We start from the raw sequence: 24089 nt of genomic DNA, 5'->3' as shown, positions 1-24089 counted from the left end.
AAATGTATTTTCAAAATTCAAATCAACAATATTGTTATTCACAAATAGAAAAATCCTTTCCTTTTTTCAGACTAAAAATTCATTTTTTCGTCATTTTTCCAAACTGACTAAATAAAAAAGTACCGAAAATAGATTATATTCCCGGTACTTTTATCATTATTTCGTTGTATATTTTCTAACAGCCGGCATAATTTCATTAGCAATTAATTCAATGTTTTTCTCAATCTTATCAAATGGTACACCGCCAAAATCAATTTGTGCCATAAAACGTTGCTGGCCAAATAATTCATATTGGTAAAGCATTTTTTCAATAATTTGTTGCGGGCTACCAATCATTAACGCATCACGGTGATCTACTGCATTAGTAAATTGTTGTTTTGGATACCCACCACCGCGTAGTGCAAGCATACCAGCATTAATATGAGGATAATATTCACTAAGTACATCTTGTGAATTTTCTGCTGTATAAAATAAACTTGTTGTCGCAATTGGCAGTGTTGCTGGATCAAAACCACTTTGCTCAGCCGCTTCACGATATGCATCAATCGAAACTTTAAAATTAACAGCTGGGCCACCAAGTGTCGTAAGCATCATTGGTACACCTGCGCGTCCTGCCTTAATTGCACTAGCAGGTGGCCCTCCAACAGCACGCCAAATTGGTATATTGTTATTTTTAGCTCTCGGTATAATTGTCGCATGTTCCAGTGACGTTCTAAACTGCCCTTTCCATGTTACACTTTCTTCTTTATTTATTTTTAATAAAAGATCCATCTTCTCTTCAAATAGTTCTTCATAATAATTTACATCGTAACCAAGTAAACTATATCCTCCAATACGAGATCCACGACCAGCAACGATTTCAGCACGACCATTAGAAATTAAATCGATTGTGGCAAAGTCCTCATATACACGAACCGGATCTGACGTACTTAATACTGTTGCAGAACTCGCGATTTTAATATTTTTCGTAGCTTGTGCAATAGCTCCTAAAATAACTGTATGCGCTTGTGTTGTAAAATGCGCTTGATGACTTTCACCGACAGCAAACACATCAATTCCAGCTTCATCTGCTAACTTAGCTGTTTCAATTAGTTCCTGAATTCTTTTTTCTGCACTTATTTTCGAACCATTATGCGGATTTAAAATATGATCCCCAATTGAATATAGTCCAAACTCAATTCCTTTACTTGTATCCATACGGTATTTTTCCATAGTTGCTCTCTCCCTTTTAATAAAGTGGTATCAATTTCTCTTCAATCTCTTTTCTTCTTTCTTCTAAAAATGGTGGTAAATCCAGCTCTTTTCCTAATTCTTCAACTGCTGAATCTACTGTAAATCCTGGCCTATCAGTCGCAATCTCAAATAAAATTCCATTTGATTCGCGGAAATATAAACTTTTAAAATAAAAACGATCAATAACTCCTGTTGTCTCAAAACCTCTATCTTTCACTGCTGCATTCCAATAGTTTAGTTCTTCATCATTTTTCACACGAATTGCTAAATGATGAATACTTCCCTTTCCAGGTCTCTCTCTTTCTCCCTCTTGCTCTTTTACTAAGATTTCTCCGAAAGACTGACCTAGAACGGATTGATATAGTCCTTCATTATCAGAGCGAGATACTTCTTTATAACCGAACAATTCAGTTAATGTTTTTGATAATTTTTTTAAGCTTCTTACTGTCATTTCAACCGTACCCATCCCTAAAATCCGATTCTCTTGCTTTACAGAAGATTCATCCCATGCAGTCCAATATTCAGGTACTTCTTCTCCGTTATTATTTAACAGCACTAACCGTAGGCCATCTGGATCTTCAAAGTGCAATGCGTCTCTTCCGGCGTAAGTTGTAATTTCCCCATACGCCACCTGGAGCGACTCAAAACGTCTCTTCCAAAATGTAAGACTTTCTATTGAAGGTACAAGCAAACCTATTTGTGTTATTGCATTTGTACCACGGATGGTTCGTCCTACATTCGGCATTTCAAAAAATGATAATTCAGTTCCAGCACTCCCTGTTAAATCGCCATAAAACAAATGATACATAAATGGATTATCTTGATTGACTGTCTTTTTCACTCGGCGTAACCCTAATACTTTTTGATAAAAATCATTATTTGTTTTCGCATTTTTTGTCACCATAGAAATGTGGTGATGCCCTGGAATTGTATACATAACGTTTCCCCCTCTTATTATCACTTGATTAGTCAATTGATAGTGTAAAAAAAATTACTCATGCGGTAATTCTTTTTTTTCACTATGCTTATGAACTTTTGTCATTAACGCGTATAGTATTTTCTGATCTTCCTCATTTAATACATCATCAAAAAAGGATGATTGGAATGCAAGTTGCTCTGGCAATGCTCTTTCTAATACTGCTTCACCCTTCTCAGTAAGGCTAATCATTTTCGTTTTCCAATCTTGTTTACGTACTATATACTCTTCTTTTTCAAGACGTGTTAACATTCTAGAGATACCACCTTGCGTCACAGTAACTTTTTCTGCTAACTCCATTTGTGTAAGTGGCTGATAAATCCGTATTTGCATAAGTACATCAAATTGAGCTGTCGTCAAATCAAAACGTTTCAAAAACTCATTTGACATCTGATTACTTTGGTTCGTAAATCGTATTAAACGTAACCATATTAACGATCCTATCGTATTTTCACGCATATATTGTCACTTCCTATCGTGAATCTTACTATCACTTTACCACTCAAGTGATAAAAAAGCAAGTATAAAGATTTAAATATCACAACAGTATATATTTCAAATAATCATAAGAAAGAATTCATCTAAAAATGAATTCTTTCTTATGATTATTCTTAACTTTTAATTTCATTCATTGCTATATTTAAAGCTGCTACAGCTTTTGGCCAACCAACATAAAAAGCCATATGTGTTATTAATGCAATCATTTCATTTTCCGCAATCCCATGTTGTTTAGCTAGCCGCAAATGAAATGGTAATTGTTCTGTATTACCAAGACTGATTAGTACCGACACTGTACATAAACTTCTTTCTCTTAATGTTAAATTGGCATCCCGCCACACTTCCTCAAACAATATCTCTTCACTATAATGAGAAAATACAGGTGCTATTTCTCTCATTTTCTTTGGAATATAAAATTCAATTGGTTCATTCACCATTTTGCTCCCTTCATTTTTACCAATTGTGCCATCCCTTGACCAAATGACCAGTTCTCAGCAGCTGTCTCATGTAATGTAATAAAAATGTCAGTAACTTTTACGTTGGAACATTCCGAAACTTCAAAGGATATAGATTGATACAAACCTTTTTTCTGTTGTACTGTTCTTCCAGGTCCACATGTAATAGAAACATGAATCATATTCTCAGTTCTCATTTCTCCTCTTTCCAACAAATAATATGGATTATACAAAAATTGATTTCGTTGATAAGGTAAAAATATTTGAAAATAATCATTTTCAGGGATGTTAAAATGTTCAATTAATGAAAGATGGATACATTCACCTATCTTTTTCAACTCTTCTTTATTTACTATATCTTCATGATAATAAACGTTCACAAAAGGCATACATTTTCATTCCTTTTTCTTAATTTAGCATTCAACAACATATCTTCATGAAATATGTAAAATCTCATAAATAGTAACATCGCCCATTACATCTATTTCAGGCTTTTCCTTATAAAAACTGAATTGACTATACCCCCACTTATCCGGATTATAAACTATTACATTTCCTAAACATTTTTCTATGTTTTGCACATTTTCATTTACTTTATTTAATTGCGTCCCAATCAGCGATTTACTTTGAGAAATACTCCCTGCACATTCAACAGCATATCTACTTTTTCTAAAATCATTACTTAAATTAACAACTAATGGAACACCTATATTTATTTGTTGCCACCCAAACGATTGCAAAATATTATCGTAATACCCTTCGAATATAAATTTGTTCATCCCTTCATGACCATTCCACATATATAAAGGTGCATAACAGTTATAGAAATTCCCATCCTTACCTGTCTCAGTAATTAAATAAGCCTTAAAATTTAGTTCTTGAAAACCATCAGTTTTAAACCCATTATCCTTTACCCTTTTTTTAATAATCTCCATGTCATAATCCTTTGGTAAAATGACCTTATATTGCATACCAATCATGTTTATCACTCACTTTCGATCTTATATACATAATGATAAACCGATGATCGGCTGACGTAAAATAGGTATAAATTATGTTTGGTATCATTTATAATGATACCTTATAAGGGGCTGAAATGAATGGAAATAAATGATCTTATCATATTTAAAACTGTAGCTAACGAAGGATCTATTAGTAAAGCTGCTAAAGAGCTAGGCTATGTACAACCAAATGTAACTGAGCGAATCAAAAAATTAGAACAAGAATTAGAAACACCTTTACTACATAGAGATAACAAAGGTGTCTCCCTGTTACCTTCTGGTGACGTTTTATTAGACTACACGAATAAAATATTAGCTCTTTTAGAAGAAGCGAAAGATGAAATTAAAACAAGTGCTTCTTCTTATGTAATAGCGACGTCACAATCTATTTTGACGAATTATTTAAGTATGCGTATTAAAGAAAATTTCAGGAATTATCAAATATATATAGAAAGTAGTAGCCATTTACAAAAACTACTACAGCAACAAAAAGTTGATATGGTCATAACTTATGAGGATTATCCCGACGCAGCGTTTAAAAAAGTATTCACCACTTCAATTTCTGTGAGCTTATTAAAAGCGAAAGAGCAGTGTAACATTGACTTTTCAAAAGAACTTTTCTTTGTTAGTAACGATAAAAAGTGCCCTTTTAGAAATATGACAATACAATTTCTAAAAGAAAACAATCTATCCCAGCATCAACTTCAACAGTTAGATTCTTATTCGCTTATTGAAGAGTTTATTGTTGAGGGAAATGGGATAGCTTTTTTACCGATTAGAAATAATAAACTAGTTCCAATTGAAGATGTTCCAATAGAGAAATTAGCTGTTCATTTTTTTACAAATCGAGAGTTAGATAAAAAGATTCCAATTGAACTATTCAACTAGAACAATGTTTTTTTTACAAAATAACAATTTCACGAATTATATATGTTATAACTTTTCTAGAAAATAAAAATCCCTCCTTTTACTTAAAGGAGGGATTTTATTTTCTTACTCCACTTACATTCCCTTCTATCGATTTTTCACACGTTTTGTTCCACTCCTGCACTCTTCTCCTTCTTATCCCTTTTAAAATTTTTCAACTTCTTAATCGTTCCAACTAATCCTTTCGGAAAAACTAGTAGAACGATAATATATAATAACCCTAGAATAATCGTCCATCTTTCAAAAATCGGATATTCCGTTGCCAGTTCTGATAAATAGTATTTCAGTGATTCAATAATCCCAGCTCCAGCAATTGCTCCGATTAACGTTCCTACTCCCCCGATCATTGTCATCAATAATGCGTTTAGCGTCATTTCAATTGAAAATACCGTCGTATTTACAAAGCGCAATGTGATAACGAATAAACCACCGCTAATTGCCGCTACTACTCCTGCCACTACACTTGCGATAATTTTATAATGGAGAACTTTATATCCAAGTGCTTCAACACGTTGTTCATTTTGTGAAATTGCCTTTAATACTTTTCCAATAGAAGACTTTGTGAAAAGACGTAACAAAATGAAGATGCTGATTAAACATATAAGTGTTACGTAATAATACGTAAAACGATCACGGAATATATCTGGTACACGAAATGTAAATCCATCTCCTCCGTGAGTCAGCGAACGCCATTTTTCAGCAAGTACAAAAAACAGCTGAGAAATAGCGAGCGTTAACATTGCATAAAAATGACTTTTCAAGCGTAATGAAAGCATACCGATTATATAACTAACGATGGCTGATACAATAATTGCGGCTGCTATTCCTATAAAAAAGTTCGTTATAGACACCCCTTGCCGATCAAATAAGAGCGCCACCCCATACGCCCCTATTCCAAAGAACATACAATGACCGAATGAAACAATACCCGTATATCCAAGGAGAACATCAAAACTCATAGCGAAAATAGCAAAGATGAAGATTTGAGTGAACAAAATTAACAAGCTCCGTGAATCGTTTACGAATGGAAATACACTTAAACAAATGAGCATAAAAACTCCGAAGTATACTTTAATTCGACCCGATATGCCGTTCACCATGTCACCCCTTTTCACCAACGAGTCCCGTTGGCTTTACTATTAAGAAAAATAGTAACATTAACATATTGATTGCAAGAGATAAATCCGGCACATAATACGCTGTAAAAGCACCGGCTAATCCGACAATTAAAGATGCTAGCGCTGAACCTTGTACGCTACCTAATCCGCCAATGATAACTACTATAAAGGCTAAAATTGCATACTGCATGCCCATCTCAGCAAAAATAACTCCTGAATATGGTGCTAGTAGAAAACCACCTAATGCTGCCATCCCTGCACCTAATAAAAAGACAAACGAGAATATCGCTTTTACGTTAATTCCGAGAGCTTGAACCATCTCTTTATCCATTACACCAGCGCGAATCATAAGTCCTATCTTTGTTTTTTTCAGCAGCAATAGTAAAGCGATGTAAATTAGTATCCCAACTAAAATAACGAATAGGCGATATTTTATTAAGATAACTCCTCCAAATGTAAAACTTCCTTGAAGCCATAACGGTAATTTTGCAGCAATTGGATTAGGGCCCCAAAATATTTTGATGCACTCGCTAAGAACGAGCATTCCTCCGAGTGTAACGAGAAGCTGCCGAACATGGTTTCCATACACTGGTCTAATAAGAAATCTTTCTAAAATGAAACCGAGAAACATCCCCATAGCGACTGCTCCAATTAACGCTAATAAATAACTACCTGTCATATTGAATAACCAAACGCCTGTAAATGCTCCCCATGCAAATAAACCGCCATGCGCAAAATTTAGTACGCTCATTAAACCAAAAATAAGTGATAGACCAGACGCTAATAAAAAAATAAGCATCCCTGTCGAAACGCCGTTTACAAATAAGTTAATTAGCACATCCACGTTCTATCCCCCCGTATCAATGTTAAGAAATACCTAAATATTTATGACATGTTTCCTTATCCTCTCGCAGTTCCTCCATAAAACCGTTATGCACAATGCGCCCATTATCCATAATGTAAAAATAATCACCGATTTGACTAGCCATCATAAAATTTTGTTCAACAAGTAAAACAGTCGTTTTTTCCTTCATTTTCAAAATAGCTACCATTAATTTTTCTATCATAATTGGAGACAGCCCTTTACTCGGCTCATCAATAAGCAATAGTCCATCACTATTAATAAATGCTCTTGAAATTGCCAGCATTTGTTTTTGTCCCCCACTTAATAGCCCACTTTTTTTATACCAAAATTGCTTTAAATCTGGAAATAGTTCGAGCATCCAATCTATTTTCTCTTCAGATTCTTTTCCTACCTTTCCCCTAGCAAGTGCAAATGTCTCTTCTACTGTCAAATCATGAAAAATACCTTGATTTTCTGGTACATAACCTATACCTTTTCTTGAAATTAAATGTGCAGATAATCCATTTACTTTTGTGTTATCATAATAAACTTCTCCATTTGCTATCCGGTGAAACCCCATAACCGAACGCAATGTTGTTGTTTTTCCAGCTCCATTTCTTCCAAACAATACTGTAATCGTTCCCTTCTCAACCGAAAGGGACACTCCTTGTAAAATATGAAACTGCTCTAAATACGTCTCTATATTATTCACTTGTAGTAGTGCCACTATATAATCCCCCTAAATAAGCACTTTGTACTCGCTCGTCTTTCATCATTTCTTCCGGCAATCCTTCAGCCAATAACTCGCCATGAAATAAAACGATAAGATGATCTGACAAATCGAGTACCATATCCATTTTGTGTTCGATAAGTACGATTGTGCTCTCTGGATTCTTTTTAATATTATCGATTACTTGTAATATAGCTGGAACTTCTTCAATTGAAATACCTGCTGTCGGCTCATCTAGTAGTAAGACATCTGTCTTTAATGCTAACAACATAGCAAGCTCTAACTTTCTTTTTTCTCCGTGAGCTAAGTCTTTAGCTAATACGTCCCCTTTCTCGTGAAGGAGTACTGTCTTCAAAAGACGTCTCGCTTCTCCAGTTTGCTGCTTTAACTTGGCTGAATTCGGAAAGAAACTGTAATAGTCTTGAACGAATGATTGAACACTTAAACGTACATTTTCAAGTACTGTTAGTTCTGGGAAAATATTCGTCAACTGAAAAGAACGACCAATTCCTAAGCGCGTTCGATCTGAAATCGATAACTTTGTAATATCCTGTCCTTTAAAATAAACCTCACCTTTCGTCGGAGAAATTTGTCCACTTAGCAAATTAAATAAAGTAGTCTTTCCAGCACCATTCGGTCCAATAATTGAAATGAGCTTTCCTTTTTGTACCGTTAAATTAACATCTTTAATAACATGATGATCCCCAAAAGATACACAAAGATTTCTCGTCTCTAACAAATGTGTCATGAAATCCCTCCCACTGAAAACCATGTTTATGAAAGAAATAAGTATAAAGAGGGTATCCCCTCTTTATACAAAAACAACAGAAAATTCAGTCTATTTATTCTGAATTGATGGTTCGGTCTCTTTCATCGTTAATTCTCTCTCTAACACTGGTACTGGATAATCAACACCATCTTGCTTTTTCAGCGTTATAGAATATAGGGTTTGTAATGCTTGATGATCCTTCTCTCTAAATTTCATCTTTCCTTTCGGTGTCTCAAATTCCATCCCTTCCATTTTCTTAATCAGCGTATCTACATCTGTATCGCCCTTCGTTTTCTTTAAAGCTTCCACAATAGAAATTGCTGCTGACATTCCTCCTGCTGTAAACAGATCTGGAACAGCACCATTAAAACGTTTTTTATGTTCTTCTACTAGCCAATCGTTCACCTTATTCTTTGGAAGTGAGTGATAATAAACGGAAAACCCTTGCATCCCTATTAGCGCATCCATCGTTTTTAATGCTGGTATATCAGGTGCACCAGTAGAAATTTTAATTCCTTGCGCTTCTACATTCATATCTTTCAACTGTTTCCATGGTGAATTCGCACCTGCCCAAACGATAAATAGATAATCTGGTTTTGAGCTAATAATATTTTGAATATTTGCAGTGAAATCAGTTGCATTCGTATCCGCGTATTGCTCGTTTACAATATTTGCACCTAATTTCTTTGCTCCCGCTTTAAATGCTGCAATTCCTTCACGACCGAAAGCATTATCTGGAGCAAACGTCGCAATCTTTACATCTTTTTTAGCAATTGAGGCAGCTCCTGCAATCGCATCTTGTGATGAGTTTCTTCCTGTTCTAAATATATATTTATTCCAGTTCTTCCCGGTAATACTATCAGCAACTGCTGGTTCTACAACCATAATCTTTTTATACTCTTCAGCTAGTGGTAAAACTGCTAATGTATCACTTGAACTAGATGATCCGACTAAAAAATCAACTTTCTCTTCTTCTAATAATTTCGTAGCCTTCTTAACCGCTACATCTGCTTTCGTTTCCGTATCTTCTACAACAAACTTAATCTTCTTTCCTTCTACTTTCCCTGTTCCACCAGTTGCATAGTCTAACCCTAATTCAAATCCATTTACCGTTTGTTTTCCATACGATTCTAGTGGACCTGTTAGTGAAGCAAGAACCCCTACCTTAATTGTTTTTTCATCCTCTGTACTTGTCTTCTTTCCCGAACAAGCCGCTGTTACTAATAACGATCCTAAAACACAACCCGTAACCACCGTTTTTAGCCATTTACGTTTTTTCATCGACATTGTGATCCTCCCCATACTTTTCTTTCTGATAGAATCAAACACGCCAAATTCCCCTGTCCGTAATCATGACTTCAAAATTGGTAATGGAAAACTCTTGTAGTAACCTCTACATTCGGCACAAATCTATAATCACCTTCCTATTAAATGGAAACGGACATACAATCAATATATATTCCGTTGTTCAAATGAAATTACTGTTTCATTACAGTAATCATCACGCAAAAAGCTGCAAATAATTAACTTAATTCATTAAGTCAATTATTTGCAGCTTACATAAAAAACATGAATAGAAAAACTGATTAATTATTTTCGACTTTCTCTAATCCTTCAACCAATAGTTTCTTATCTAATCCTTCCCCTATAATCACCAAGTTTGTCGGGAAACCGAAGTCTTGTTCCAATAAAGTCGGTACGCCAAACGAATATTGGAATAAGTGAGGGTATTTATCTCCATGGAATTTCACAAAACCTTTCACACGATAAATACTATCTGGTAAATTTGAAAGCCATTCATATAATTTGTCTTGATCAATCGATTTCGTAAATTGATACGTCATCGTTTGTATATGTAAATGCTGTTTAACATGAAGTGTCTCGCGTTCCCCACCACTCGCAAATTCAGCTTCTTCTATATCATTTAAAGATATATTACAATACTTTGTTTCAAACAACTTAGCATGATTATTTATTTCTTTTACATTTTCAAATACTTTTCTCTTATCTTCATCTGTTAATAAATCTGATTTATTAATGAGAATATGACTTCCATATTTCATTTGTTCATGTAATAGCTGTTGTACATTTGCACTTAATACACTTCGGTTTAACCATCTCACTGCATCTAATACGACTACTATAGATTTCACTTCAAGGAAAGGTGCCAAAATTGGTGATACACATGCATCTAACACTTCAATTGGGTGTGCAACACCTGTCGTTTCTATATAAATTACATCTGGTCTTTCTTGTTGATATAAAGAGTGTAATTGTATTTCAAGCTCTTCTTTTAACGTACAACAAATACATCCTTTAAGAAGTTCTCTTAAAACGTTCTCTTTCCCAATAATATCTGTATCTACCGAGTATTCGCCTATTTCATTCATTAAAACTGCAACTTTTCGATTTTTCTTCTTTTCTGCTAATAATAAATTTTGCAGCAAGGTTGATTTTCCGCTACCTAAAAAACCACCTAATATATGAATCTCTACTTTACTCATACGACCGACCATCCATTTCTCTACTTCAAATTTCTTCAAAGCGTAATAATTACGATTTATACTTATCATTTTATTAAAAGAATAAGTATTTGTAAACAAAACTGCTAGATTATCGTTTTATTTTGCATTCACTTCATGAGCAACTCGAATTCCAGACTCAATCGCTCCTTGCATCCACCCATGTGTTAACGTCGTATGTTCTCCTGCAAAGTGCACCCTGCCAGCTGGCGGCGTAATATATGGAAATAATTCAAGCTCTTGCCCTGGTTCAAAAGCTGTAAATGCTCCGCAAGAATACGGATTCTTACTCCAGCTAAAAGATTCCCCTGTAATAAACTCACTATAGACCACATTCCCATAAATTTGCGCTAAATTTTTCAATGCATAACGAATACGATCTTTATGCGAGAGACTATCCCACGTTAACGCTTCATCTGCCCACGTATAGCTTGCTATAACGATAGCTGCCCCTGGTGACTGAATGCCATAGCTCGGATAATATGTAAAACGTATCGGTAAATCCGTAATAGATTTTCCACCACACTGCCCCACTCTTTCCCAAAATCTACTTTTGAACTCTATCGCAATTTTAGTCGCTGCAATATAATTTAATTCACGAATCGCCCGCCTTTTATAATAAGAGAATAAATGATATGGCTGGACTTCTACAAATCGCAAAGCTGAAAATGGAATTGTGACAATAGCGATGTCACCAGTTACTATAAATGAATTTAACGTTTGTTCATGTGTTACTTGCATCATTACTTTATTATCTTCTTGTATTATTTTTTCTACTTTATAGGGCATAAAAATATTATCCTTTAGCTGCGGCAAAAATGAATTTGGTAATGCATCCATCCCGCCCGTTATCTCGTAATATTTCGCCGTTGAAGTAAAAAAAATCATTTCTCGTAATACTTCAATTAAAGACATTCCCATATATGCTTCCATATCAAGAAGTACTCCGATCATATCTATTGCTCCATCTGAATAATACTCGGTTAAAAATGCACCGAGCGAATACGTTTTATACTTTTTTTCAACGATAAGCCAGTTTTTATTAGGGTCCTTTTTAATATAATTTAGTATTGTTTCTAATACCTCAAGCATTAGCTCTTCTGCCGTTTTTCCTCTTTCTTTATCCAAAACCGGATATTCAAGTACACTTGGATCCTTTTCAAACACATTCAATCTCGTTCTAATGTTATTCGTATAAATTATATCTGAAGAAGTTTTATTAATAAAAAGATTTAACGGTAGTTTAAATTTACGAATATAGGCTAAAGTTAAATCATGAGTATCCGGAATACGCATAGGACCTGCGTTAAAATATAATCCTGCGCTAAATGGTTCACGAATCGTATACACCCTGCCACCTATTCTGTTATTTGCTTCTATAATCGTTACCTCGTGCCCAGCCTCTTTTAATAAAGATGCTGCAACTAATCCAGATATCCCTGCACCGGCAACTGTAATTTGTTTGGGGTTATTCGTTTTGGCAAGCCCTTCATGAATAATTTGAAGCATTTTTTCCATCGATAATGGATTCCCCATGCCAATTCCCCTTTTACGAAGGATTTTACTGAATTATATTCGTTTAGCAGAATTCCTATGTTTCATTCAAGGAATTGAGTGGATACATTTTCAATCACTTGAATATCTTTTATAAAATGTAATAAAATAGATATGAAACTATAGAAGTAAGACGTATTATCTTACATAATAAAATTTATGAAATAGCGAGGAATTTTGAAATGAAAAAAGGTATTAACCGTGTTGTATTAGTAGGAACAGGAGCAGTTGGATGTAGTTATGCTTACTGTATGATTAACCAAGCTGTAGCTGAAGAATTTGTTTTAGTTGATGTAAATGAAGCAAAAGCTGAAGGAGAAGCAATGGACTTAAGCCATGCCGTTCCTTTCGCACCAGCTCCAACAAAGGTTTGGAAAGGTAGTTATGAAGATTGTAAAGACGCAGATCTTGTTGTAATTACAGCTGGATTACCACAAAAGCCAGGTGAAACACGCTTAGATTTAGTTGAGAAAAACGCTAAAATTTTCAAGCAAATTGTTCGGAGCATTATGGATAGCGGCTTTGACGGTATCTTCTTAATTGCAACAAACCCTGTAGATATTTTAACTTACGTAACTTGGAAAGAATCTGGATTACCGAAAGAACGCGTAATCGGTTCTGGTACAACTCTTGATTCTGCTCGTTTCCGCTATATGTTAGGTGAGTACTTCGATATTGGACCTCATAACATTCACGCTTATATTATCGGAGAGCACGGTGATACAGAACTTCCGGTGTGGAGTCACGTATCAATTGGTATTCAAAAACTACAAACGCTTCTTGAAAAAGACAACACATATAACCAAAAAGATTTAGATGATATTTTCGTAAACGTTCGTGATGCAGCTTATCACATTATTGAACGAAAAGGTGCTACATACTACGGCATCGGCATGTCACTGCTACGTGTTACGAAAGCAATCTTAAGCAATGAAAACAGCGTATTAACTGTATCAGCATATCTTGAAGGTCAATACGGCCAACAAGATGTTTATATCGGCGTACCTGCTGTTTTAAACCGCGGCGGTGTTCGTGAAATTTTAGAAGTTGAACTAAGTGAAGAGGAAGAATTAAAATTCGATCACTCTGTTCAAGTATTGAAAGAAACAATGGCCCCTGTTCTTTAATCATATTTTTCAGTCAAAAAAGCAATCCGATTTATATTGGATTGCTTTTTTATATTTTTATAGTTCCCCCTCAATTTAAACGGTAATATTATCTATAAAAAGGAGTGATTTCATGAATGATTCTTGGACGATTGTAATCCTCTTGCTAGCTGTAGCATCCTTAATACTTTTTCTCTTTTTAATCATCCGAACATTATTTCCAACCAAAAAACATGATAAAAATCTCGGATTGATTCTTATTATTTTAAGCTTATTAGCAATACCGATCAGCATCTTCCTTATAGGAGGATGGGCAGGTATGGGGGTTGGTTTAATCGCAGTCTTTATTTTTGCTGCTGTTATTATAGCTTTAATTGCAAATAAATTCATTAAACTCCCCCCTCCAAAGAAAAAATAACAAATGACCGATGTTTTCATCATGAGAAAACATCGGTCATTTTCTATCACTTAGTATCATTAATCGGTTCATCATTATTTACATCAAGTACATCTAATAAAAAGATAAAGATTGGAATCCCAATAATAAGCCCCCATATTCCAAGGAAATGTTCTGAGAAAATAAGTATCATAAATGTATAAAAAACAGGTAAATTCGTTTTTGCAGACATAAATTTTGGATTTAATAAATAACTTTCAAGAGCGTGGATTACTGTAATGAACACTAGTATGTAAACAACATACATAACCCCGCCGACGTTATAGGCAATGATACAAAGTGGAAACAATGAAATGATAACACCAGCAACTGGAATCAAACCGAGTAGAAAGACCATGACAGCCAATACAAGAAGCTGCGGAAATCCTAAAATGACAAGTGCAATTACAGTGAGCACACAATTGACAACCGCAATTAAAAACTGTGCTTCAATCACTTTTCCGAACGATCTTGCAAATCTTTCACCGAAATATGCAATCTCCTCATAAAAAATTTTCAGCTTACTATCTTTAAATTTCGAAGTAAATGCTATAATGCGTTCTTTTTCTAATAAGAAAAATAAGCTTAAAATAAGAGAAAGTAGTATTTGTAAACTAACTTTTCCTATGTTTGCTATCGATTGATAAATGACATCTACACCTTGTTCAATGTATTTCGATACTTCCATACCATTAATTGTTGAAAGTGCATATTTAATTATCTCGTTATCAGGTGGGTTTTGAAAAAACAATTTAAATTGATAAATTAATTGTGAAATTTGTATCGTTAGTACAGGTAAATATTTATATAGTGTAGTTACAATAAACGTCACTAACACAATATATAAACCAGCAATAACCACTTTCCTATTTACTTTCAATTTTTTTGAGATAAACTTTTGAAATCGATCCATCAAAAACGTGAGAATAAACGTAATTAATATTAAATTAATCATACTTTTTAATCCATACAATACAAGCACTAATATTATTAAAACGAGAAACCGTTGAAACCCTCTACTTCGAAAGAAATTTTTCACTTCATTCATTAAAAATTAACCTCCCCCTTCAATGGATGGAAATTGGATATATTACATTTTATGAACTTCTATAGACAATCTTTCTTACTAATTAGGAAGAATCCTTTTTTTCTTTTTTAATGTCTGATTTTTCATCTAATACTTTTCTAAAAACTATTTTTCCACTCTATATTTTAGGAGAACGTCTATTTTTAAACTGTTGCTCCTTAGTAGATTTTTCATATTGAAAAAAGAGAGTTATCTATTACTTAACTCTCTCTAGAAAAATGCTAAATGAAAGCTTAAGTATTTCAATCTAATCATTTCTTTTTTTGCAATTGCTTCGCTAACAATTCCTTCACTTGGTTATACGTTAACCCTGAATTTCTGTTTAAACGTTTTACTTCCTCGACATCAGTACCTACCACTGTATATTTTTTCTCATCACTCATATTTCCACTTCCTTTTTCACCAGATCATTTCTTATATTTCTTCCCTAAACTCTTTTAAATTAACACAAATAAGCTGTACTAAATTAAATAGACTAAACAGAGGGTATTATGTTCAATAGCTAAAGGGAGTTTAGTTGTATCAGAGGAATAGATAAAAAAATGTCGAATTTATATACTTGTTGAAATTGAGGACTTGGAGGATACATTTTGAAGAAATATGAGTTTAAAAATAGCATTCCAACATTGGAAGAGTACAAATATTTGTGTGATTCTGTTGGTTGGAGTAATTATATGAATTTTGAAGTGGCTGAAACTTCACTGAAGAATTCTATTCACTGCATCACGGTCAAAGATAATGAAAAAATTGTGGGCATGGGGAGAATTGTTGGTGATGGGACTATCTATTTCTATATTCAAGATATAGTGGTCCATCCAGATTATCAGAAAAATGGTATTGGGAAAGAAATAATGCATATTTTGGTTGAATACTTAAATCAGAATGCCCCTGATAAGGCGTTTGTCGGTTTGTTTGCATCACAAGGTAAAGAATCTTTCTATGAAAAATATGATTTTAAAGATTACTCACCAAACATGACTGGGATGTTTACTGTCATTTCAAAATAATACAGTGAAACTTTGATCAGTGGGACTGCATTCAAATAGTGGGATAAACACAATAGATTTTTTATTCTAAGTCATCAATCCATATTTAAAAATTTGTTCCTATAACAACTTTTTCATTATTATGCTAAAGGACAGCCCATATTATAATATGGGCTGTCCTTTAAATTGGATAAGTATGTAACAAATCCCTTCTTGTTACATATTGAATTTCTTAATAAAATTTCACTACATCTTCAGTAGGTAAGAATGTTCTTTCCCCTGGTTGTTCATTTGGCTCACCAAATGGCATTTGTCCTACTAAGCTCCACTCTGCTGGTATGTTCCAAGTTGCTTTTACTTCAGCATCTACGATTGGATTGTAATGTTGTAATGACGCTCCAATTCCTTCAGCAGATAATAGCATCCATACAGTATGTTGTAACATTGCATTTCCTTGATGAGACCAGAATGGGAACTGATCTTTATATAATGGTGCATTTTCTTGCATTTTTTCTACTGTTGCTTGATCTTCAAAGAATAGTACTGTTCCTACACCTGCATGGAAGCCTTTTAGTCTTTCTACAGTCGCTTCAAAGTTTTCTGCTGGTACGCGTGATCTAAGCGTTTCTTTTACGATATCCCAAAACTTTTCATGCTCTCCATCCATTAATACGACCATACGGCCACTTTGCATATTGAAAGAAGTTGGTGCGTGTAAAGCTGTTTTTAAAACTTCTTCAATTCTTTCTTTCGTAATTGCATCGCTTTTTGTTACTTTACGAATTGAACGACGGTTCACGATTGCTTCTTTTAAATTTGTTGTAGTTGCTGACATTTTAATTCCTCCAAATATATGTTTTATTATTTTTATTTAAACAAATCAACTTGATTCTTTCATGCAAAACGAATTAGCAATATCCATCCGTATTACATTGCATACCTTCAAATGAATTTGTTTTATCCTTTTCGATTTCTTTATCAATTACTCTTTGTAACGTTTCTTTACTAGCAAGCCCTTGAATGACTTCATCACCAATCATGACAGTTGGTACCGCCATAATATTCGCTTCATCATATGCATGCTGAATTGCTTCTTGATGTTTTTCTTTATATTTTCGAGTTACTAAAGCATCTTTAAATTCAGCTTCAGGAAGCCCTACTTCTACCGCTAGTTTTGTTAACACATCAATATCTTCAATATTTTGTTCTTCTTGGAAAAATGCGGTGAATACGCGGTGATGATACTCATTTCCTAGTCCACGTTCTTTCGCAAATTCACATCCTTCAAAAGCTAAATGTGTATATGGATGCGGGGAAACACGTGGCAGACGCATTTCAACCCCTAATTTTTTTGCAGTAGGAAGAATGAAAGAATCCCATGAACCCAACTTATCTGGCTCGTTCCAAGGATCTATTTTAGAATATGGACTTGGACGCAATTCAAATGGCATCCATTCGATTTCCACATCTTTCTCTTTCGCTACTTCATCTAATGGACCTTTTGCTAAAAAGCAAAACGGACATATAAAATCTGAGTATACTTTCATTTTCACAGCCATATTATTTGCACCTTACCTTCTTTTTATTTTCAGATGTAACCATAACAGTTACAATTTTAAGAAAAAAATATGCATTTTCTTTTAGAGACTTGCGATTATCATATTATGCATTCATTTTTTGTTGTAAAGATTCAAATAACTGCCCCATCGTAATATTTCTCAAAACTTCTTCCATCGCGGATTGTGCTTGAATTAAAATAACTTCTAACACCGCTTGAATATTCGCTCCAATTGGGCAATCTGGATTCGGTTGCTCGTGAAAATGAAATAGTTTGTCTTCTTCTACTACATTCACTGCATGGTACACATCTAACAATGTGATTTCATGTAAATCCTTTAATAATCCCGCGCCACCTGGTCCGCGATTTACGTAAACAAATCCAGATTGTTTCAAGTAAAACATTATTTTACGAATGACTACCGGATTTGTATTTACACTTTCGGCCATATAGTCCGAAGTGCAAACTGAAGATGGATTGTTTTTTAAAATAGATAAAATATGAACAGCTATAGAAAAGCGGCTACTAATTTTCATCGTAATCACCACCCGATGTAATCATTATAGTTACAACCGAAAAATAAGTCAATCCTTTTTATAGATTTTTTATAAGCAAATTAAAAAAGTGTCCCATTATGATATATGAGACACCTCTTTTTATTCTGCAAATAACTCTTGGAATTCTTCAATAAATAGCTGTACAGCGAGTGAAGAATCCTTTAACGAAGGAACAGCTAAAGCAATTTCTCTCCATACTTGTGGTTCCAATTCTCTCGTTTGTATATTCTTTGGTAAACTCGTTAAAGATAACTCAGCCAAAATTGCGATTCCCAATCCTTCTTGAATCATATTTAAAGCTGTTGTAACTGTCGAAATTACATATTCAGCCCGAAGTGGTACGTTCGCTTGTTTAAACATATCAATAATGGGAGGTTCATATCCACCCTTACATAATATGATTGGTTCATTCTCTAAATCACTTATTGTAATAGATTTCTTCTTACACAAAGGATGATCCTCTCTTAAGACAACAACCATTTTCCCCTTCGTTAAGGGCACGATCTCCATATCTTTATTAGGCAAAATAATAATTCCGATATCAACAACCCTCGATACTAACCAATCTTCAACTTCTTTAATCGTTCCTTCACAAAGAACGACTTCTAAGTTCGGATACTTCTCCTTAAAAAGATTTATCATTTTGGGCAAGAAATGTGCAGAAGCACTCGGAAAACTCCCAATTCGAATCGTCCCAATTTCGTGCCCTTTCTCCATCGCTACTTCTTGTTCAATCTTCTCTACACCGTTCAAAATTTCTCTAATATGTACAAGAATTCTGTTTCCTACATCCGTAACGAGTAATCCTTTTCGTTTATCACGTATAAGAATAGTAACTCCTAACTCTGACTCAATGCTTGAAATTGCATGACTTACAGCTGGTTGCGTCATATTCAACATCCCAGCAGCCTTCGTAAAACTTCCTAATTCAACCGTTTTAATTAAAACTTGAAGTTGTGTAATGGTCATAACTAATTACTTATACTCCCCATAAAAAATATTCATTTTATTTATCACAGTCGATATCATATCATAGTGAGATGAAATACAACAAGGAGGTCTTACCGTGACACAGCTTTCTCGAACAAAAACGGCCATAATCCTTACATTTCTCGTTATTATGTGGGGAATTAATTGGCCGTTATCTAAATTCGCTCTGCATTACACACCACCCGTACTCTTTGCAGGGATTAGAACTTTAATAGGAGGATTTATCTTACTTATTTTCGCATTACCGAAATACAAACAATTAAATTTAAAGGAAACTTGGCATTTATACTTTATTTCAGCTTTACTCAATATTATTTTGTTTTACGGACTACAAACTGTCGGACTTCAATACATGCCCGCCGGACTCTTCTCCGCAATCGTATTTCTCCAACCTGTCTTACTCGGCATTTTCTCATGGATTTGGCTTGAAGAGGCAATGTATGGCTTGAAAATTTTCGGACTTATTCTTGGATTTATTGGTGTTGGGGTTATTAGCTCTAGTAGTTTAACTGGACATATTTCTATTATCGGTGTACTACTTGCTTTAGGATGCGCTATCGGCTGGGCACTCGGCACAGTATTTATTAAGAAAACCGGACACCGCGTTAATGCCATTTGGATGGTAACACTTCAGCTTATTATTGGCGGATTTTGCTTAATCGGATTTGGTTCAGAATTTGAGAGCTGGTCTAACATCGCTTGGAGTATACCATTTGTAAGTGTACTACTCTTTATTTCATTCTTCGTTATTGCAATGGGATGGCTCGCTTACTTTACACTTGTAGGAGCTGGTGAGGCAAGTAAAGTTGGGGCTTATACGTTCCTTATCCCACTGATCGCTATTATTGTAAGTTCAATTTTCTTACATGAGGCCATTACAATTAGCTTATTCATCGGACTTTTATTTATTATCGTAAGCATTTGTTTTGTAAATATAAAGCCGAAAGCACTTGCTGTAAGGCAGCAAGTTGAAGTGAAATAAATAGATATGAGAAAGAGTCTACCACTTGTAGGCTCTTTCTTTTTTACCATTTTATGAGTACAGTCACTTAACATCTTAGCAAAAGGAAAATTTTTCTTTTTTATTGTATGATGATAATTAAGTAGAAAATATTATCTCCAATACATATGTATGGACTAACAATTCTAATCATAAGGGGGAATTATATGGTTTTACAGTATAAAGAATTTGGAGATTCAAGCTCTCCACTTATGGTTTTTATTCATGGGGGCGGAGTCAGTGGATGGATGTGGGACAAACAAATTAAACATTTTACTAGCTTTCACTGCCTTGTTCCTGATTTACCCGAGCAAGGGGAAAATAGTAGTAAGGATCATTTTTCAATACACTTTAGTGCTGAAAAAATCATTGAATTAGTTGAAGAAAAAGGACAAGGTAAAACTGTTATAGTAATCGGTTTTTCGTTAGGTGCTCAAGTATTAATTGCAATGCTCAGCATGAAACCAAACTTAATTCAATACGCTATGATAAATAGCGCATTAGTTAAACTAATTCCTTTCGCTAAAACATTAATAAGATCCCTTGGCTTAACCTATCCACTTATAAAGAGTAAGACGTTTTCCAAAATACAAGCAAAATCAATGTGCATAGATGAAACACAATTTGATCACTATTATCATGAAAGTTGTCAAATAAGTAAAAATGCATTTGTGAGGATATTAGAAGAAAATATGTCGTTTACAATACCAAAAGGTTTCGAGAATGCTAGTAGCAATATATTAGTGACTGTTGGAGAAAACGAAAAAAGAATCATGAAAGACTCGATGACTGCAATCCTTGAAAGCAATCCTAATTGCACAGGTATTATCATTCCTAAAATCGGTCATGGAATCCCTTTAGCAAATCCCCAACTATTTAATACTTTAATTGAAAACTGGCTTAAGCATGATAACCTACCAGAAGAAGTAATGACAGTCAATTGAGTTCCTTATCTTAATAAACCATGTTGTATTTGTAGCTCCAATCCCCCTCGAAGCTGCTTAATCTCAAAATTTTATTAACAAAGGTCTCATTACTTTCAATGAGACCTTTCAATGTTCCCTACTTTTTACGACGTACTACAAAAACACACGTACCTACGGAAGATACAATCGCTAAAACTGATAAGGCAATTGCTATTGTTTGCATATTACTTGTACCTTCATTTTTTTCCACACTAGATACTTCACCATGTTCTCCTGTTAATGATGTACCTTTTGCAATCGTAGTAAGTGAATGGGGCTTCTCAGCTTTCTCATCGCCTGTCCATTCAACAATTTCTCCATCTTTATATTGTTGATATGCATTCCAAGCTATTTGTTGCTCTTTATCTGGATTTTTAGCAACGAAAGTAAATCGTTGGAACTGACCAGGTAAAATCCCTTCTCCTGTTGCTTCCCATATTACAGTTTTAACTTTTCCAGCTGCATCTTTTTGTTCTTCCACTTTCCACCCTGGCACTGGCTCGTACTGTTGAAACTCGACTCCAGACGGTATTTTCAGTGTGACTTTTGTTGTTGCCATATTCTTTTCAACAGGTACCTTTATTGTATAAGTCTCCCAAGAGCTAACGTCAGAAGTTGCTGGTTTCACAGTTACGTGAGCACTAACAGGTAACGAAAAAATCCCCATTGCAATTATTGTTGCGATCATTGTTGTTCCTAATTTTTTTATACGTTTCATTTTGTATAAACTCCTTTTCATTTATAACGTCTTTTTTATCTGCCACCTACAATAAATTTATAATCCGTATCGAAACTATCAAGAGATTTTGTTAATCCGTGAACTTGTATATTCCAGTTTCCTGTCATGTTAATATACATACCTTCCGCTTCATATTCTCCCGGTGACACTGCCGAAACTTTAAATGAACCTTTGCCCATATTCATATCTAAAGATTGAGTCGTCAATACAATTTGTTCCATATCAGTAACAGGCCGTCCATTCTCATCCTTCAAAGTAATATGAAATGTATTCTGTCCTACCTTATTAGGACTTACATGTAAAGTAAGTTCATATCCATTATCTAATTGTTTACTCTCTGTAAAAGGTCCCGTAGGAGGCATCGGCGGCGTTTGTACATTTGTCATAAAAGCTACGATTACGAAAACGATAATTCCAATGATAAACTCTACTTTCACCGTAGCTCCTAACCTTTGCTGCGCTCGCATTCTCCCTTTCACATAATGAATAATTCCCAATATCCCCATACACACGAATAAAAGTATCTTTGCTAATAAGGCCAATCCATACTTCGTATCAAATAGGGAATGGATCGTGGGAATAAAAAATGTACTGTTAAAAAGACCCGTTAATAAAATCACAATGACAGCACCTGTTGCCCATGGCGAAAAACGCTTAATCGCATCCCAATACATAGTCCACTTGTCATCCTCTTTACGTAACAGAAGAACAATCGATGATAGCCCCCCCATCCATAACGAAGCTGCGAATAAATGCAGAAAGTCCATAACGACAGCAATTTCTTTAAACTTTAATCCATATGCATGACTATTGAAGGCTTTCATAACAAGTAACCCAATAAATAATACAATTGGAATGCTCCATACTTTAAACGACGAAAGCCTCTCACTCTTCACTGCAAAATATGTAACAATCATAAGCGTACTAATAAGAGCCATTTGAGTGATCCATACATACCCAAAAACAGATAGCTGTAATGTTTCTTTTAATAATAAAGGATCGAATGCTTCTAGCCATGAAACATCAGCATTTATTTTCGCTTGCAACGGTAAATTGAAAAGTAAACTAATGAATATCCCAAATAATGATATCCATATTATTTTCTTACTCCTCGACTGAACTTGACTTGCACTTCCTTTATAAAGGATAAGATTAAATAATAGAACACCGATAAATAGAGAAAAACTTGTATATAAAATTCCGCGTTCCATAATCATATCGATTTGGGGAACATAGCCCATCTCTTCTACTTTTATATCATCTGTTCCCGCTTCTGCTAATCCAATACGGAATGGAATAACTCCTTGAATTGGATGTCCATCAGCTGAAATAGCTTTCCACTGAATAGAGTAAAGACCATTTTTGAGATTCTCTTTTAACCCAGCTTCTAATAATTTTTTGTTTTTCGTATCAATATGAGCATCTTTTAAATCTACTCTTTGACCTGAGGTATCTCTTACGAACAATGTATTAAAACTTGAAACTTGTATGTCCTCATCGAATTCAATTTTCACAATAGATGGTGCTTTCTTCAACGTTTCATTTTCAGTAGGATTTGATTTCACAACGTACGCATGAGCGGATGTGCTTTTTGGTATGAATATAATAAACACGCACGCAATTAATAGCCATGCCCCTAACCTTCGTATTACTTTCACAATCATTTCACTTCTTTCTTTTTCGTCACTACACTTTCATTACTTTTTACTTCCCAAGTTTTATTTCTTGATAAAATATTAACCTGATTAAGTATAAGAATTTATTTAGTATCACTCTCTATTTATTCCTCACCTCTATACTTCTAATATAATAGTAGCTACCTTCATAGATATTACTAATATTTTTAAAGTTGATTATCATTATAGCATAAAATATATTTATGTAAGTTCCCTAAGAAGAAAAGTTATCGTGAATCATTTGTGAAGAAAATGTGAAATACATAAAGTGAAACTTTAATCAGTGGGACTTTTACGGGCATTCGATCTCCCACCTAACTCTCTCGCATTCTCCGACTTTTGAAGCGGGAATCTTATTGCCA

27 protein-coding genes are annotated in these 24089 nt (G+C 34.4%); 6 read left to right on the top strand and 21 right to left on the bottom strand.

Annotation, left to right across the window (positions count from 1 at the left end):
• Positions 1-156: 156 nt before the first annotated feature.
• The 6 genes from KPL75_RS23635 to KPL75_RS23610 form a co-directional block, all read right to left on the bottom strand.
• The gene (locus KPL75_RS23635) at positions 157-1212 is read right to left on the bottom strand and encodes an LLM class flavin-dependent oxidoreductase (RefSeq protein ID WP_219918003.1); all 1056 of its coding nucleotides are present in this window, start codon (positions 1210-1212) and stop codon (positions 157-159) included.
• Between the two features lie 16 nt (positions 1213-1228).
• Positions 1229-2170 carry a ring-cleaving dioxygenase gene (locus KPL75_RS23630; RefSeq protein WP_219918002.1) on the bottom strand — a complete coding sequence of 314 codons (942 nt, stop codon included), beginning with the start codon at positions 2168-2170 and terminating at the stop codon, positions 1229-1231.
• Positions 2171-2224: 54 nt separating this feature from the next.
• A complete protein-coding gene (locus tag KPL75_RS23625; RefSeq protein ID WP_219918001.1) occupies positions 2225-2668 on the bottom strand; it encodes a MarR family winged helix-turn-helix transcriptional regulator in 444 nt (147 codons plus the stop codon).
• Between the two features lie 152 nt (positions 2669-2820).
• Positions 2821-3144 carry a carboxymuconolactone decarboxylase family protein gene (locus KPL75_RS23620; protein ID WP_219918000.1) on the bottom strand — a complete coding sequence of 108 codons (324 nt, stop codon included), beginning with the start codon at positions 3142-3144 and terminating at the stop codon, positions 2821-2823.
• The gene (locus tag KPL75_RS23615) at positions 3138-3551 is read right to left on the bottom strand and encodes a tautomerase family protein (RefSeq protein WP_219917999.1); all 414 of its coding nucleotides are present in this window, start codon (positions 3549-3551) and stop codon (positions 3138-3140) included. Before KPL75_RS23615 ends, KPL75_RS23620 begins: the two co-directional genes overlap by 7 nt.
• Before the next feature lie 45 nt (positions 3552-3596).
• A complete protein-coding gene (locus KPL75_RS23610; RefSeq protein WP_219917998.1) occupies positions 3597-4142 on the bottom strand; it encodes a DUF4865 family protein in 546 nt (181 codons plus the stop codon).
• Between the two features lie 120 nt (positions 4143-4262).
• Between KPL75_RS23610 and KPL75_RS23605 the strand changes: the two genes are divergently transcribed.
• Positions 4263-5051, top strand: coding sequence for a LysR family transcriptional regulator (locus KPL75_RS23605; RefSeq protein ID WP_219917997.1), 789 nt, complete (start codon positions 4263-4265; stop codon positions 5049-5051).
• 137 nt (positions 5052-5188) lie between these two features.
• Here the strand turns inward: KPL75_RS23605 and KPL75_RS23600 are convergent, their stop codons facing one another.
• From KPL75_RS23600 to KPL75_RS23570, 7 genes are all read right to left on the bottom strand, one after another.
• Positions 5189-6142: a branched-chain amino acid ABC transporter permease gene (locus tag KPL75_RS23600; protein WP_002148731.1), complete on the bottom strand. Its 954-nt coding sequence runs from the start codon at positions 6140-6142 to the stop codon at positions 5189-5191.
• Positions 6143-6191: 49 nt separating this feature from the next.
• Positions 6192-7052, bottom strand: a complete 861-nt coding sequence (locus KPL75_RS23595; protein WP_002148733.1) for a branched-chain amino acid ABC transporter permease — start codon at positions 7050-7052, stop codon at positions 6192-6194.
• Positions 7053-7074: 22 nt separating this feature from the next.
• Positions 7075-7779, bottom strand: coding sequence for a branched-chain amino acid ABC transporter ATP-binding protein (locus KPL75_RS23590; protein WP_219917996.1), 705 nt, complete (start codon positions 7777-7779; stop codon positions 7075-7077).
• On the bottom strand, positions 7757-8530 hold the full coding sequence (locus KPL75_RS23585) for an ABC transporter ATP-binding protein (protein WP_219917995.1): 774 nt from the start codon (positions 8528-8530) through the stop codon (positions 7757-7759). Before KPL75_RS23585 ends, KPL75_RS23590 begins: the two co-directional genes overlap by 23 nt.
• Positions 8531-8620: 90 nt before the next feature.
• A complete protein-coding gene (locus KPL75_RS23580; RefSeq protein WP_002148736.1) occupies positions 8621-9838 on the bottom strand; it encodes a substrate-binding domain-containing protein in 1218 nt (405 codons plus the stop codon).
• A gap of 299 nt (positions 9839-10137) precedes the next feature.
• Entirely contained in the window at positions 10138-11055 is a 918-nt protein-coding gene (locus KPL75_RS23575; RefSeq protein WP_219917994.1) for a CobW family GTP-binding protein, read from the bottom strand.
• Between the two features lie 117 nt (positions 11056-11172).
• Positions 11173-12609 carry a flavin monoamine oxidase family protein gene (locus KPL75_RS23570; protein ID WP_219917993.1) on the bottom strand — a complete coding sequence of 479 codons (1437 nt, stop codon included), beginning with the start codon at positions 12607-12609 and terminating at the stop codon, positions 11173-11175.
• A gap of 200 nt (positions 12610-12809) precedes the next feature.
• On the opposite strand from KPL75_RS23570, the gene KPL75_RS23565 reads away from it, so the two are divergent.
• Both KPL75_RS23565 and KPL75_RS23560 read left to right on the top strand, forming a co-directional pair.
• Positions 12810-13754 carry an L-lactate dehydrogenase gene (locus KPL75_RS23565; protein ID WP_002012312.1) on the top strand — a complete coding sequence of 315 codons (945 nt, stop codon included), beginning with the start codon at positions 12810-12812 and terminating at the stop codon, positions 13752-13754.
• 112 nt (positions 13755-13866) lie between these two features.
• Positions 13867-14151, top strand: a complete 285-nt coding sequence (locus KPL75_RS23560; RefSeq protein ID WP_219917992.1) for a YesK-like family protein — start codon at positions 13867-13869, stop codon at positions 14149-14151.
• 46 nt (positions 14152-14197) lie between these two features.
• Here the strand turns inward: KPL75_RS23560 and KPL75_RS23555 are convergent, their stop codons facing one another.
• Positions 14198-15217 (bottom strand): AI-2E family transporter, encoded by a 1020-nt coding sequence (locus tag KPL75_RS23555; protein ID WP_002158297.1) that lies wholly within the window; start codon positions 15215-15217, stop codon positions 14198-14200.
• A gap of 290 nt (positions 15218-15507) precedes the next feature.
• Positions 15508-15639: a hypothetical protein gene (locus KPL75_RS27545; RefSeq protein ID WP_258236989.1), complete on the bottom strand. Its 132-nt coding sequence runs from the start codon at positions 15637-15639 to the stop codon at positions 15508-15510.
• A gap of 207 nt (positions 15640-15846) precedes the next feature.
• On the opposite strand from KPL75_RS27545, the gene KPL75_RS23550 reads away from it, so the two are divergent.
• Positions 15847-16263: a GNAT family N-acetyltransferase gene (locus KPL75_RS23550; RefSeq protein WP_219917991.1), complete on the top strand. Its 417-nt coding sequence runs from the start codon at positions 15847-15849 to the stop codon at positions 16261-16263.
• Between the two features lie 211 nt (positions 16264-16474).
• Here the strand turns inward: KPL75_RS23550 and KPL75_RS23545 are convergent, their stop codons facing one another.
• The 4 genes from KPL75_RS23545 to KPL75_RS23530 form a co-directional block, all read right to left on the bottom strand.
• Positions 16475-17077, bottom strand: coding sequence for a nitroreductase family protein (locus tag KPL75_RS23545; protein WP_002064868.1), 603 nt, complete (start codon positions 17075-17077; stop codon positions 16475-16477).
• A gap of 73 nt (positions 17078-17150) precedes the next feature.
• Complete coding sequence (locus tag KPL75_RS23540) at positions 17151-17801, bottom strand: DsbA family oxidoreductase (protein ID WP_078173167.1); 651 nt, start codon at positions 17799-17801, stop codon at positions 17151-17153.
• A gap of 103 nt (positions 17802-17904) precedes the next feature.
• Positions 17905-18336, bottom strand: a complete 432-nt coding sequence (locus KPL75_RS23535) for an Rrf2 family transcriptional regulator (RefSeq protein WP_219917990.1) — start codon at positions 18334-18336, stop codon at positions 17905-17907.
• Positions 18337-18456: 120 nt separating this feature from the next.
• Complete coding sequence (locus tag KPL75_RS23530; protein WP_219917989.1) at positions 18457-19326, bottom strand: LysR family transcriptional regulator; 870 nt, start codon at positions 19324-19326, stop codon at positions 18457-18459.
• 97 nt (positions 19327-19423) lie between these two features.
• Between KPL75_RS23530 and KPL75_RS23525 the strand changes: the two genes are divergently transcribed.
• Together KPL75_RS23525 and KPL75_RS23520 are read left to right on the top strand one after the other, a co-directional pair.
• Positions 19424-20329 (top strand): DMT family transporter, encoded by a 906-nt coding sequence (locus KPL75_RS23525; protein ID WP_219917988.1) that lies wholly within the window; start codon positions 19424-19426, stop codon positions 20327-20329.
• Positions 20330-20514: 185 nt separating this feature from the next.
• Positions 20515-21291: an alpha/beta fold hydrolase gene (locus tag KPL75_RS23520; RefSeq protein ID WP_219917987.1), complete on the top strand. Its 777-nt coding sequence runs from the start codon at positions 20515-20517 to the stop codon at positions 21289-21291.
• Positions 21292-21409: 118 nt separating this feature from the next.
• On the opposite strand, the gene KPL75_RS23515 is transcribed toward KPL75_RS23520, so the two are convergent.
• Positions 21410-22030 (bottom strand): YcnI family copper-binding membrane protein, encoded by a 621-nt coding sequence (locus KPL75_RS23515; protein WP_219917986.1) that lies wholly within the window; start codon positions 22028-22030, stop codon positions 21410-21412.
• 35 nt (positions 22031-22065) lie between these two features.
• Complete coding sequence (locus KPL75_RS23510) at positions 22066-23715, bottom strand: copper resistance CopC/CopD family protein (RefSeq protein WP_219917985.1); 1650 nt, start codon at positions 23713-23715, stop codon at positions 22066-22068.
• Positions 23716-24089 lie beyond the last annotated feature (374 nt).

Source organism: Bacillus sp. NP247, from assembly GCF_018966865.1.
In the GTDB taxonomy this organism is placed as follows: Bacteria; Bacillota; Bacilli; order Bacillales; family Bacillaceae_G; genus Bacillus_A.
The sequence above is the reverse complement of the archived record's forward strand: the minus strand, read 5'-3'. Positions and strand labels throughout refer to the sequence as shown.